A 13,723-nucleotide genomic window follows, 5' to 3' on the forward strand; every position below is an offset into this window, starting at 1 on the left:
AAACTCTCCTGCTGGTCCGGGGCCAGCGATCAGGGCGGCGCGAAGCCATTCCATCGCAACTCCGGATTCGTTTCAAGAGTCATTGACAGGTCGGTCAGCACCTCATGCGGCGGACTGGTCCGGTCCTGCGGGACCTGCCCGGTTCTGTCGTACAGGCTGTAGATGGGCTTGTCGATCCACGATTTCAAGTGTGCTGCACCATCGCCCGTCCCACGACGGCCGGTCTGGGGCAGAGCCTGAGAGCATTGCCGCCGCCCGACCGTACTGGTACTTATTTCCGATGTCACAAACTGTCCTCACCGATACCACTTTTTCCGAATTCGATTTGCATCCTCTGCTGCGGCAGGGCCTGGATGAAGCCGGCTTCAGCCGTTGCACGCCGATCCAGGCGCTGACGCTGCCGGTCGCGCTGACAGGTCGCGATGTCGCCGGCCAGGCCCAGACCGGTACCGGCAAGACCTGTGCCTTTCTGGTCGCGCTGATGAATCGGCTGCTGACCCAGCCGGCCATGGCGACCCGCAAGGACAATGATCCGCGGGCGCTGATCGTGGCGCCGACCCGCGAGCTGGCGATCCAGATCGAGAAAGATGCTCGCGCCATCGGCGGTCCGACCGGGCTGCGCATCGCACTGATCTACGGTGGTGTCGACTATGACAAGCAGCGCCAGCAGTTGCGCGATGGCTGCGACATCATCATCGCCACGCCTGGTCGTCTGCTGGATTACTACAAGCAGCAGGTGTTCGGCTTCGACAGCGTCGAAGTGATGGTGCTGGATGAGGCCGACAGGATGTTCGATCTCGGCTTTATCAAGGACATCCGCTTCATCTTCCGTCGCCTCCCGGCTCGCGAACATCGTCAGGTCCTTCTGTTCTCGGCGACCTTGAGCCATCGTGTGCTGGAGCTGGCCTATGAGCATATGCACGAGGCCGAGAAGCTGGTGGTGGAAAGCGACAACGTCACCGCCGACCGGGTCCGGCAGCTGGTCTACTTCCCCGCCAAGGAAGAAAAGATGCCGCTGCTGCTGAATCTGCTGAAGACCACCGGCGAGCGGGCCCGCTGCATCATCTTCGTCAATACCAAGGCCGCGGCGGAGAAGATCACCGAACGGGTCGGTCGCTATGGTCACCGCGTCGGCGCGCTGTCCGGCGACGTGCCGCAGCTGAAGCGGCAGAAGCTGCTGCAGCGTTTCCAGGATGGTCAGCTCGATATCCTGGTCTGTACTGACGTGGCGGCACGCGGTCTGCATATTCCGGCGGTCAGCCATGTCTTCAATTACGATCTGCCGCATGATGCCGAGGATTATGTCCACCGCATCGGCCGTACCGCCCGGCTGGGCGCGGAAGGCGATGCGATCAGCTTTGCCTGCGATTTGTATGCCATGTCGTTGCCGGATATCGAAACCTATATCGGGCAGCGGATTCCGGTGGGTCAGATCCAGCCTGAATGGCTGGTGATGCCGAAGGCCCCCCCGGTCGCGCCCGCTCGTGAAGCCACGGAAACGGCCGAGTCCGCTGCCGATGCATCGGCTCGTCCGCCGCGCCGTCGTCGTCGGAGTGGTACGGGCAGGGCCGCCGGCGCCGGCGAGCCCGGTCGGGTTTCCCAGACGTCGGTCGCCGCCGCGGTGGCAGTGGCCAGCGTCAGTGACCCGGCTCCGGGCCATGCAGCTGGCGAGGGTGGTACCGATCCGGCCAGGAAGCGTCGCCGTCGTCGCCGTGGGGCAGGGCGCAACGATCAGACAGCCACGGCATCGTCCGTGGCGTCTGTCGGTCAGGCCGGCGGCCGACCGACGGCCGCCGAGCCGACGGCTCCCGGCGTCGCGGCAGCTGCGCCTGCGCCGGTGGTCACGCCGGCCGAGCTCAAGCCGGGTCGGCCACAGGAAATCACGCCAGTGGCAATGGATCCAGTCAAGCCGGCAGGTCTGTTCAAGCGGCTGGGCCGCTTGCTGTTCGGCCGCTGATCCGGATGGACCGGCGGGCATGCCCGCCACGGGCACGGGTTTCGCCTATGCTGGTCGTCGGGATGGCCCCAGGGATTGATGATTCGGAGGCAGACAGGTGATTCGCTTCGAACAGGTCAGCAAGCGCTACGACGAGGGTCATACCGCACTGGCGGAGGTGAGCTTCGAGGTGGCTGCCGGCGAAATGGTGTTCGTGACCGGACATTCCGGCGCGGGCAAGAGCACGTTGTTGCGCATGCTGGCGCTGGCCGAGCGACCTACGGCGGGACGGGTCTGGTTGAACCAGACCGATCTGGCGGCGGCTCGTGCCTCGCAAGTCGCCCCGCTGCGGCGACGGATCGGGATGGTGTTCCAGGACCATCGACTATTGACCGATCGCAGCGTATTCGCCAATGTCGAGCTGCCTTTGATGATTGGCGACCATTCGCGGCGCCAGCGGCGCCAGCGCGTCATGGATGCGCTGACCAAGGTCGGGCTGCAGGCCTATGCCGAGCAGCTGCCTTCGACCTTGTCCACTGGCGAGCAGCAGCGGGTCGGCATTGCCCGCGCCATCGTCGCGCGGCCCGAATTGCTGATTGCCGATGAGCCGACCGGCAATCTGGATCCTCAGCTGGCGATGGAAATCATGGGCCTGTTCACCGAATTCGAACAGCTGGGCACCACGGTGTTGATTGCCAGTCATGATCTGTCCCTGATCAAGCGGCTGCATCGACGGGTGATCGTGCTGGATCACGGCCAGTTGGTGGCCGATGTCGCTGCAAGGGAGGTTCTGTGACCATGTCTGATATCGCACCGGGTTCGACCGCGCCGGCTGCGTCCCAGACCGGCGGTACCGAGCGTTTCGCGGTCTGGCGCGAGCACCACGCCTGGAGTCTGGCGGTCAGTTTCCGGCGCCTGGCCCGGCGCCCGATCGGCAGTCTGCTGACGATTGCGGTCATGGCGCTGGCGCTGGCGCTGCCGCTGGCCTTCGCCTTGCTGCTGCTGAACGTGCAGCGACTGGGGGACGCGCTGGGCCGCAGCCAGACGGTCGATGTCTATCTCAAGCTCGGCCAGGACCAGACGGCCGTGACAGCCTTGGCTGACCAGCTGCGCCAGCGGCCGGACATCGCCGGGCTGAGCGTCAAGAGTCCGCAGCAGGGACTGGACGAGCTGTCTCGGCAGCAGGGGTTCAGTGATGCGCTGCATGAGCTGTCCGACAATCCCTTGCCCTGGGTAGTGCAGCTGACGCCGGCCAAGGCCTTGTCGGCATCGGCCGTGGCGTCGATGGTCGCCGAGGTGGCGGCGTTGCCAGGCGTGGAGACGGTGCAGGATGGAGGGACCTGGCGTCAGCGACTGGATGCCTTGCTGGGGCTGGGTGGCCAGGTGGTGCTGGGCTGGTCGCTGATGCTGGCGCTGGCGGCCGTGCTGGTGGTGGGCAATACGGTGCGGGTGGATATTTCCGGAAGAATCGAGGAAATCGGGGTCTTGCTGCTGCTGGGAGCCAGTCCGCGTTTTATCCGTCGGCCCTATTTGTACGCAGGAATCTGGTACGGACTGCTGGGCGGCGGCCTGGCGGTATTGCTGGCCGCAGGCATCGAATATGGGTTGGCTGCACCGGCCGCAGCGCTCAGTGCGGCCTACGGCGGCACGTTGCAGCTCAATGCGCTTCCGGCCTGGGTGCTGGCAGCGGTGCCGGCCGGCGCGGCGATCCTGGGCTGGGTCGGCGCGCGACTGGTCAGTGGCTGGCAGCTGCGACGGATGGCCTGAGCCCGGGCGGATCGACGATGTTTCTGGATGGAGTACATGCTCAAACTTGAAGCAAGCTGGAAGGACCGGATCGGGGATCATTTCGAACGCCCCGAGATGCAGGCGCTCAGCGGCTGGCTGCGCGATCGCCGAAAAGCGGGGGCCATCATCTATCCGCCGGGGCCGCAGATTTTCGCTGCTTTCGAGCACACGCCATTCGACGCGGTTAAAGTGGTGATTCTGGGCCAGGACCCCTATCACGGGCCGGGCCAGGCTCATGGTCTGAGTTTCTCGGTGCCGCCGGGGATTCGTCCGCCACCGTCGCTGGGCAATATCTACAAGGAAATCCAGCGGGATCTGGGCGTGACGGCTCCCGGGCATGGCTGCCTGACGGCCTGGGCCGACCAGGGCGTCCTGCTGCTCAACAGCGTGCTGACAGTGGAGCAGGGCGAAGCCTCGTCCCATCGTGATCGGGGTTGGGAGGGCTTCACCGACCGGGTGATCGCCGAGCTCAACGCGCACCGCGAGCATCTGGTCTTTATGTTGTGGGGGGCTTATGCCCAGCGCAAGGGACGCCTGATCGACCGGAGCCGGCATGAAGTGCTGAGCTCGGTGCATCCATCGCCCTTGTCGGCACATCGCGGTTTTATCGGCTGTGGTCACTTCTCTGCCGCCAACCGGTATCTGGCCGGACATGGGCAGGCCGTCATCGACTGGCAGCTGCCTGCATTGCGTTGAGGCCTTTGTGAGCGTCTAATGAAGATGAAGCTAAGGCAACGAAGCACAGGATCAGGGCTTGAAGTCCTGTTCTTCGGAAATGGATTCTTGTACTATTGAGTACAGTTATATGGGTGGGATCCCGGGAACCAACGCCCGGATCCAGCCGTCGAAGTCGGACGTGCCGGATCACCATCCACCCATGAGGAGGATTTTTACATGTCACAAGCAATGGTTTCGGCGAATCTGCCCATCCCCAGCGTTGTTGGCAGCCTCGATGCCTATATTTCCGCCGTGCACCGGATTCCGGTGCTGAGCCAGGAAGAAGAGCAGTCGCTGTCGCGCCGCTTCCATGATCAGGAAGATCTGGCGGCGGCCAAACAGCTGGTGATGTCGCATCTCCGTTTCGTGGTGCATGTCGCTCGTGGTTACAGCGGTTACGGTCTGCAGCTGGGCGACCTGATCCAGGAAGGCAATATCGGCCTGATGAAGGCGGTCAAGCGCTTCGATCCCGACCAAGGCGTGCGTCTGGTGTCCTTTGCCGTCCACTGGATCCGTGCCGAAATGCACGAGTTCATCCTGCGAAACTGGCGTATCGTCAAGGTGGCGACCACCAAGGCGCAGCGCAAGCTGTTCTTCAACCTGCGCAAGAGCAAGAAGCGCCTGGGCTGGATGAATGCCGAAGAAGTGCGGGTGGTGGCCAAGGATCTGGGCGTGCCCGAAGCGACCGTGGTCGAGATGGAATCGCGGCTGTCGGGCCGGGATATCGGCTTCGAAGCGCCTGCGGATGCCGACGACGATGCCAGACCGGCACCGGAAGCCTTTCTGATCGACGAGGGGGCCGATCCTTACGACAACGTGTCGGCGGCCGATCAGAGCGAGAACGAGCTTGAGACGCTGTCCTCGGCGCTGGGCAGGCTTGATGACCGTTCCCGCTTCATCATCCAGCGCCGTTGGCTGGATGAGGACAAGGCGACGCTGCAGGATCTGGCCGATCATTATGGTGTCTCGGCCGAGCGGATCCGTCAGGTCGAGGCCAATGCCATGAAAAAGATGCGCGGACTGTTTGCTGCCTGAGCCCTAGCCCTGGGGGCAGGATTGTCCATCACAGCCGACGGCCTTGCAGCAATGCAGGGCCGTCGACGTTTCGGGACCGGCAGGCGCCCGGTCTTCGCCAACACTCCACCGAGGTTGTTGTGGCAAGAGTTCTGATCATTGAAGATGATGAGGTGACCGCACGCGAGATTGCCACCGAATTGTCGGGGCACGGCATGCAGGTCGAATGGGTAGGCAGCGGTCAGGACGGTCTGGATCGCGCCGCGACGGGGCGCTATGACGTGATCACCCTGGATCGCATGCTGCCTGGGCTGGACGGCATCGAGGTGATCGGGCGTTTGCGTGAGCGCGGCGTGCAGACGCCGGTATTGATGATCAGTGCGCTCAGCGACGTGGATGATCGCATCCGTGGGCTGCGTGCCGGTGGCGATGACTATCTGACCAAGCCTTTTGCGCCCGACGAAATGGCGGCACGGGTCGAGGTGCTGCTGCGTCGGCACGACACCGGCCAGACGCGTTCCCAGTTGAAGGTGGCCGATCTGGAGCTGGACCTGCTTTCGCGCACGGCCCGGCGAGGGGAGGCCGAGTTGAATCTGCTGCCGACCGAGTTCCGGCTGTTGGAGTTTCTGATGCGCCATTCCGGTCAGGTCCTGACCCGGATGATGCTGTTCGAGACGGTATGGGGCCTCAATTTCGATCCGGGTACCAATCTGATCGACGTGCATATCGGGCGACTGCGCCGCAAGGTTGACCCGGCCGGCAGCGAGCCGCTGATCCACACCGTGCGCGGTTCAGGTTATCGTCTGGGCAAGCATGTCTGAGTACTGGCGGACCTCGATTTCGAGGGTGGTGCTCAGCTACGGCATTTTCTTCACCATATGGGCGGTCTGCCTGCTCAATCTCCTGCACTGGAGCACGGCGCATTACCTCAGCGAGGAAACCGATCGCAATCTGCGCCACCAGGTGCGTTATCTGGCCAATCTGGACCGTCAGCGGATGCTGACCTCGCTGGACGATTATGTCGCCCTGCAGAGTCGTGAATTCAATTCCTGGGGCTTGTTCGACAGCGGCGGCCATCCCCTCTACGGCAATGTCGGCCGCTTGCCGGGCGAGATCGAGGTCGATGGCCCGGTACACAGCTTCAGCACTGACAACCATATCCATGTCTGGTATGGGCCCGGCATCGAAGTGCGGGCCATAGCCCGGCGCCTCAATGATGGCGACATCCTGCTGCTTGCCCATGACACCAGCGTGATCTCGCGCGTCGGCGCGATCATCCATGACGCCTTGTGGTGGGGTCTGCTGCTGACTCTGGTCCCGGGCGTTCTTGGCGGGTACTGGATGGGACGAGGAGCGATCCATCGTCTGCGCGTGCTGGAGCAGGCGATTCTTCCCCTGCGCCGGGGCGAGCTGGGGCAGCGTCTGCCGGTATCTCCCCGCGGCGACGAGCTGGATCAGCTGGCCGATATCGTCAACGATACTCTGGCCGAGGTCGAGCGGCTGATGGGCGAAGTCAAAGGGGTCTGTGACAGCATTGCCCACGATCTGCGGACGCCACTGACCCGGTTGCGGGCTTTGCTGTACCGGCTGGAGCAGGGTGAACGGGAGCCGGAACGCATCGAGATGGTGGAAAACTGCGTGGCCGAGACCGATGCCCTGCTGGCCAGGTTCCGGGCCTTGCTGCGGATTTCCGAGCTTGAGGACCGGCATCGGCGGGCCGGCTTCGTGATGGTGGATCTGGGTGAGCTGCTGTCCCGGGTCCATGACTTGTACGCCCCGCTGGCGGAAGACAAGTCGCTGGACATGAGCCTGGAGCTGGTGGACGTGCCGCCGGTGCAAGGGGATCCAGGCCTGATGCTGGAGGCCATCGGCAATCTGGTCAGCAATGCCATCAAGTTCACCCCGCTGCATGGCAAGGTCCGCTTGCAGCTTGGCGTGGATCGTGCAGGCGCCCCGTGCATCACGATTCACGATACGGGGCCGGGCATTCCGGAAGCCCAACGGGCCAGCGTGCTGCAGCGCTTCTACCGTGCCGAGAGTACCCAGTCGGTGGAAGGGCACGGTCTGGGGCTCAGCATCGTGGCAGCGATCACCAAGCTGCATGGTTTCCGGCTGGAGATCGGCGGTCACGAAGGCGGCGCGATGATCTGCATTCGTTGCCTCGCGGCGCCGGCCAGGTCTGCATGAGGCGATATGTCGCACAATCTTGTCGGGATCGGGTCTGATGCCTTGCGGCTGAGGCCTTGGGTTGCGCCTGCCATGGCTTGAACAAGGCTTTCACGCCAACATGAAAGAAACTTAATGCGGCTGAAAGGTACGCGTCGCGAGAGCCGAAGATACTTTCGGATACCTTCCCGACCGTGTGCGGAATTGGCTACATGATAGGTCTTGTCCGGATCGCGCTATCGCGCCCCTTAACATTCATCGTGCTGGCGATCATGATCTTGATCGCCGGTCCCCTCGCAGCCCTGCGCACGCCGACCGATATCTTCCCGAATATCGGCATTCCGGTGATCAGCGTGGTGTGGAGCTACACCGGCCTCAATCCCGACAACATGTCGGGCCGAGTGCTTTACTACTACGAGCGAACGCTGACCTCGACGGTGGCCGACATCGAGCATGTCGAGTCCCAGTCACTGCCCGGCATGGGTGTGGTCAAGATCTACTTCCAGCCGGGCGTGGATATCCGTACCGCGACGGCGCAGGTGACCTCGATCTCGCAGACCGTGCTGAAGCAGATGCCGCCGGGCATGACACCGCCGCTGATCCTCAACTACAGCGCCTCGACGGTACCGATTCTGCAGCTGGCGCTGTCCAGCCAGAAACTCTCCGAAGCGACCATCTACGATCAGGCTTCGAATTTCATCCGGCCCGGCCTGGTATCGGTACCCGGCGTGGCGATTCCCAGCCCCTACGGTGGTCGGTCCCGTCAGATCACGCTGGACATGGATCCGCACGCGCTGGCCTCGCTGGGCCTGTCGGCACAGGACGTCGGCAATGCGCTGGCGTCGCAGAACCAGATCATTCCGGCCGGTACCGCCAAGATCGGCATGTATGAATACACCATCGAGCTCAATGACAGCCCGACGGTGATCAGCGCGATCAACAACTTCCCGATCAAGACCGTCAACGGCGCGACCATTACCCTGGGGCAGGTCGCCCACGTGCGCGACGGTTCGCCGCCGCAGCAGAACGAGGTCCGCGTCGATGGTCGCCGCGCGGTGCTGATGAGCATCCTCAAGGGCGGCAGTGCCTCGACTCTGGCCGTCGTTGCCGGCGTGAAGGCCTTGCTTCCGCATATCGAGGAAAGTCTGCCGAAGTCGCTGAAGATCGTGCTGATGGGCGATCAGTCGGGCTTCGTGAAGTCAGCCATCGTCTCGGTGGCGCGCGAAGGCATCATTGCCGCGGTGCTGACCTCGCTGATGATTCTGGTGTTCCTGGGCAGCTGGCGCTCGACCATCATCATCGCGGTCTCGATTCCGCTGGCCGTGCTTTCGGCGATCATCCTGCTGTCGGTGTTCGGGCAGACCCTGAACGTGATGACGCTGGGCGGTCTGGCGCTGGCGGTGGGCATCCTGGTGGATGACGCCACGGTGACCATCGAGAACATCAACTGGCATCTGGAGCAGGGCAAGCAGGTCAAGGAGGCGATCCTGGATGGCGCCGCCCAGATCGTGACTCCCGCCTTTGTCTCGCTGCTGTGCATCTGCATCGTGTTCGTGCCGATGTTCATGCTGGACGGCGTGGCCGGCTTCCTGTTCCGGCCGATGGCGATGGCCGTGATGTTCGCCATGATCTCGTCCTTCATCCTGTCGCGTACCCTGGTGCCGACCCTGGCCATGTACCTGCTCAAGCCGCATGTGGTCGAGCCGGATCCGGGCCAGTATCCGGACCAGCCCTATATCAACCACCACGACGGTGACCAGCGGCACAGCCAGAAGGGCGGCCTGCTTAAGCTGGCGGGCAATTTCCAGAAAGGCTTCGAGGCCCGCTTCGAGAAGATCCGCGACGCTTATATCGGCTTGCTGACCCTGGCCCTGGCCAATCGCAAGCGCTTCGTGACCGGTTTCCTGGGTTTTGTGCTGCTGTCGTTCGTGCTCGTGCCGACCCTGGGCCGAGACTTCTTCCCGAACATCGACAGCGAGACCATTTCGTTGCATGTGCGTGCCCCTTCCGGTACCCGTCTGGAAGAGACTGCCGCCGAGTTCGACCATGTCGAGACCGCGATCCGCCAGATCATTCCGTCCCACGATCTCGCCCACATCATCGACAACATCGGTCTGCCCACCAGCGGCATCAACATGAGCTATTCCAGCGACGGCACCATCGGGCCGATGGATGGCGACATCACCATCTCGCTGCATGAAGGTCATCGTCCGGCCGCCGACTACATCAAGGAAATGCGTGCACGGCTGCCACGCCTGTTCCCGGGGACCACCTTCTCGTTCTTGCCGGGCGACATGACCAGCCAGATCCTGAACTTTGGTTCGCCGGCCCCGATGGACGTCAAGATCGGTGGTCACGACGCCAATGCGAACTTCGCCTACGCGGTCAAGATCATGCGTCAGCTGAGGACGATTCCGGGCCTGGTCGACGTGCATCTGCAGCAGTCGCGCAGCTATCCGGAGTTCCTGGTCAACGTGGATCGCGTCCGCGCCAATACCCTGGGCATCAACGAAAGCGACGTGACCAACTCGATGGTGGCCACCCTGGCATCCAGCGCCCAGGTCGCCCCGACCTATTGGCTGAATCCGAAAAACGGCGTGTCCTATCCCATCGTGGCCCAGACCCCGCAGTACGAGATGGATTCGATGTCGGATCTGGAAAGTCTGCAGGTGACCTCCAAGGCCACCGGTGCCAACCAGATCCTGGGCGGTCTGGCGACCTTCAAGCGTGCGCCCAGCGACGCGGTGGTCTCGCACTACAACATCGCGCCCTCGCTGGACATCTATGCCTCGGTGCAGGGGCGCGATCTGGGGGGGGTGTCGAGTGACGTGCAGAAGGTGCTGAACCAGTTCGCTTCCCAGCGTCCGCGCGGCTCCACGGTCAAGCTGTACGGCCAGGTGCTGACCATGAATACCGCCTTCTCCGGCCTGCTGTTCGGCCTGCTGGGTGCGGTGGTCCTGATCTATATGCTGGTGGTGGTGAACTTCCAGTCCTGGCTGGATCCGTTCGTGATCATCACTGCGCTGCCTGCCGCGTTGGCCGGTATCGTCTGGATGTTGTTCGTGACCCAGACCACCTTGTCGGTGCCCGCACTGACCGGCGCCATCCTGTGCATGGGTGTGGCCACGGCGAACTCGATCCTGGTGGTCAGTTTCTGCCGCGAACGTCTGGCCGAGCATGGCGACGCCCTGAAAGCCGCGATGGAGGCCGGGTTCACCCGCTTCCGCCCGGTCTGCATGACCGCCCTGGCGATGATCATCGGCATGTTGCCGCTGGCCACCGCCCAGGAACAGAACTCCCCACTGGGTCGTGCGGTGATCGGTGGCCTGATGTTCGCCACCTGCGCCACCTTGCTGTTCGTCCCGGTCATCTTCAGCATTGTTCACGGTCGCACCAAGACCGATCCGTCTTCCACTCCCGCTTCTGGAGCTACCTCCCATGTCGCATAACGCCAACACGATGCCGTCGAATCAGGCGCGGCCGCCCTTGAAGCGGATCGGCGGCATCGCCATCATCGTCGTCATCCTGCTGGTCGGCTGGGGCCTGTGGTCCCGCCACCGCCAGTCCCAGGATCTGGTCAAATGGACCGATGCCCAGTTGGTGCCGACGGTGCAGCTGGCGCCGGCCGGCGAAGTCGCCGGCCACACCATGACCTTGCCCGGCCGTCTGGATGCCTGGAACAGTGCACCCATCCGTGCCCGTGTCAGCGGTTACCTGAAGGACTGGTACAAGGATATCGGTGCTACCGTGAAGGCCGGTGATGTGCTGGCCACCATCGATACGCCGGACCTGGATCAGCAGTACGCCCAGGCCAAGGCCGATCTGGCCCGCTATCGCGCCGATGCCAACCTGGCCGACATCAGTGCCCGCCGCTGGAAGAATCTGCGCCAGTCCGATTCGGTGTCGCAGCAGGAGCTCGACGAGAAGCTGGGTCAGGCCGCCGCGGCCAAGGCCAATGTGCTGTCGGCCCAGGCCAATGTGGATCGCCTGGCGGCACTGGAGTCCTTCAAGCAGATCATTGCGCCGTTCGATGGCACGGTCACCGCCCGCAATACCGATATCGGTGATCTGATCAATGCCAACACCTCGTCCGGTCCGGAGCTCTTCTCGGTCGCCGATACGTCCAAGCTGCGTCTGTATGTGCGGGTGCCGCAGAATTTCGCGACCATGATCCATCCCGGCATGAAGGTGAATCTGACGGTGCCCGAGCATCCCGGTACCCGTTTCCAGGCCACCCTGGTCGGTACTTCGGGTGCTGTGAACCTGTTGTCGGGTGCGGTGCTGGCCCAGTTCATCGCCAACAATCCCGGCAACCAGCTTCTGCCCGGCGACTATGCCGACGTCCAGTTCACCATGAGCTCGGAAGCCCATATGGTGACGGTGCCGGCCAGCGCCCTGCTGTTCCGGGCCGCCGGTGCCCAGGTGGCTACCGTGGGTGACGATGACAAGGTGACCCTGCACAAGGTGCATATCGCGCTGGATCTGGGTCCGACCCTGGAAATCGACGAGGGTCTCTCGCCCAAGGACCGCGTCATCATCAACCCGACTGATTCCCTGGAGCAGGGTGACAAGGTCAAGGTCGATGCCGATCAGCAGGCTGGAGGTGGTCATGCGCATGCCGATGCTTAAGCCGCTGGCGCTTGCCACGCTGATCATCGGTCTGGCCGGCTGCTCGTTCGCGCCGACCTATCATCAGCCGAAGATGCCGGTGCCGGCCAGTTTCAAGGATGGCGCGGGCGCCTGGAAGACCGCGACGCCCAGCGATCAATTCGATCGTGGTCAGTGGTGGAAGGTTTTCAAGGATCCTCAGCTGTCGGCACTGGAAGAGCGGCTGGAAAAGGCCAATCCGACCCTGGCCGGTGCGCTGGCCAGTTACGACAGTGCCCGCGCCTATGCCGCCGAGGTCAGATCCGGCCTGTTCCCCAATCTGGGAGTGGGCTCGGATATCCTGCATCAGCGCCAGTCGGAGTATCGGCCGCTGCGTACAGCGGGCAGCTCGTTTCCCAACGAGTACGACAACCACGATCTGACCTTCAATCTGAACTATGAAGTGGATCTGTGGGGCAAGATCCGCAATCAGGTCAAGGAAGGGCGTGGCGATGCGCAGGCCGCATCGGCGGATATGGCCAATATCCGGCTGAGTCTGCAGTCGCAGCTGGCCAACTACTATATGCAGTTGCGCGGTTTCGACATCCAGCAGCAGATCCTGACCGATTCGCTGAACGTGTACGAGCGTGGTCTGCAGCTGACCGAGGCTCTGCATGCCGGTGGCGCGGTATCCGGACTGGACGTGTCGCGGGCCCAGACCCAGCTGGCGGACTCGCGATCGCTGCTGGATCAGATCAAGGGTCAGCGGGCCTTGACCGAGCATGCCATCGCGGCTCTGGTCGGGACGACGCCTTCGGAGCTCAGCATTGCCCTGAACGACAAGGACCTGACCGTGCCGGTCACCCCGGCCGGGGTGCCGTCCGAATTGCTGGAACGACGTCCGGATATTGCGGCGGCGGAGCGGCGGACCTTTGCGGCCAATGCCGAGATCGGGGTGGCACGCGCAGCCTATTTTCCGACCTTGAGCCTCACCGGCGGCTTTGGCTGGCAGAACACGGCGCACAACGATCTGTTCGCGATGGCCAACCGCTACTGGGCAGTCGGGCCGATGAGTGCGCTGAATCTGTTCGATGGCGGCTATCGTCGCGGCAAGGTGCGTCAGGCCCATGCCGAGTTCGAGATGGCGGCCGCGACCTATCGTGAAACGGTGTTGACCGCCGTGCGCGAGGTCGAGGACAACCTCAGTCTGCTCGATCATCTGGGCCGGGCTGCTGGTGACGAGCAGCAGGCGGTGCAGTCGGCGTTGAAGTCGCAGGCGATCGCGACCAGCCGTTATCGCGAAGGTGCGGTCAGCTATCTGGACGTGGTGACGGCCCAGGCCGCCGCCTTGTCGGTCGAGCTGAATGCGCAGGCGATCCGTACCCGTCGTCTGCAGGCCAGTGTCAACCTGATCCGCGCCCTGGGCGGTGGTTGGGATCGCAGCGACATGCCGCGCATGAATCAGGCCTCGGCTCCACATCCGGCGGCCAACAAGCCTGGCCAGAAAGTCTGAGG

At 63.4% G+C, this 13,723-nt stretch carries 10 protein-coding genes; all 10 read left to right on the top strand.

Annotation, left to right across the window (positions count from 1 at the left end):
* Positions 1-280: 280 nt before the first annotated feature.
* Positions 281-1,957 (top strand): DEAD/DEAH box helicase, encoded by a 1,677-nt coding sequence (locus FRAAU_RS03805; protein WP_014402249.1) that lies wholly within the window; start codon positions 281-283, stop codon positions 1,955-1,957.
* Between the two features lie 97 nt (positions 1,958-2,054).
* On the top strand, positions 2,055-2,732 hold the full coding sequence (ftsE, locus tag FRAAU_RS03810) for a cell division ATP-binding protein FtsE (protein ID WP_014402250.1): 678 nt from the start codon (positions 2,055-2,057) through the stop codon (positions 2,730-2,732).
* 2 nt (positions 2,733-2,734) lie between these two features.
* The gene (gene ftsX / locus FRAAU_RS03815; protein WP_014402251.1) at positions 2,735-3,703 is read left to right on the top strand and encodes a permease-like cell division protein FtsX; all 969 of its coding nucleotides are present in this window, start codon (positions 2,735-2,737) and stop codon (positions 3,701-3,703) included.
* A 36-nt stretch (positions 3,704-3,739) separates the two neighbouring features.
* Positions 3,740-4,420 carry a uracil-DNA glycosylase gene (ung, locus tag FRAAU_RS03820; protein WP_014402252.1) on the top strand — a complete coding sequence of 227 codons (681 nt, stop codon included), beginning with the start codon at positions 3,740-3,742 and terminating at the stop codon, positions 4,418-4,420.
* Between the two features lie 198 nt (positions 4,421-4,618).
* Entirely contained in the window at positions 4,619-5,476 is an 858-nt protein-coding gene (rpoH, locus tag FRAAU_RS03825; protein ID WP_014402253.1) for an RNA polymerase sigma factor RpoH, read from the top strand.
* A gap of 119 nt (positions 5,477-5,595) precedes the next feature.
* Complete coding sequence (locus FRAAU_RS03830; RefSeq protein WP_014402254.1) at positions 5,596-6,276, top strand: response regulator transcription factor; 681 nt, start codon at positions 5,596-5,598, stop codon at positions 6,274-6,276.
* Positions 6,269-7,642, top strand: coding sequence for a sensor histidine kinase (locus tag FRAAU_RS03835; RefSeq protein ID WP_014402255.1), 1,374 nt, complete (start codon positions 6,269-6,271; stop codon positions 7,640-7,642). Before FRAAU_RS03830 ends, FRAAU_RS03835 begins: the two co-directional genes overlap by 8 nt.
* 191 nt (positions 7,643-7,833) lie before the next feature.
* Positions 7,834-11,070, top strand: coding sequence for an efflux RND transporter permease subunit (locus FRAAU_RS03840; protein WP_014402256.1), 3,237 nt, complete (start codon positions 7,834-7,836; stop codon positions 11,068-11,070).
* The gene (locus FRAAU_RS03845) at positions 11,060-12,250 is read left to right on the top strand and encodes an efflux RND transporter periplasmic adaptor subunit (RefSeq protein WP_014402257.1); all 1,191 of its coding nucleotides are present in this window, start codon (positions 11,060-11,062) and stop codon (positions 12,248-12,250) included. Before FRAAU_RS03840 ends, FRAAU_RS03845 begins: the two co-directional genes overlap by 11 nt.
* Positions 12,231-13,721, top strand: coding sequence for an efflux transporter outer membrane subunit (locus FRAAU_RS03850; RefSeq protein ID WP_014402258.1), 1,491 nt, complete (start codon positions 12,231-12,233; stop codon positions 13,719-13,721). Before FRAAU_RS03845 ends, FRAAU_RS03850 begins: the two co-directional genes overlap by 20 nt.
* Positions 13,722-13,723: the final 2 nt, after the last annotated feature.

Origin of the sequence: Frateuria aurantia DSM 6220, from assembly GCF_000242255.2 — a bacterium.
GTDB classification, from domain to species: Bacteria; Pseudomonadota; Gammaproteobacteria; order Xanthomonadales; family Rhodanobacteraceae; genus Frateuria; species Frateuria aurantia.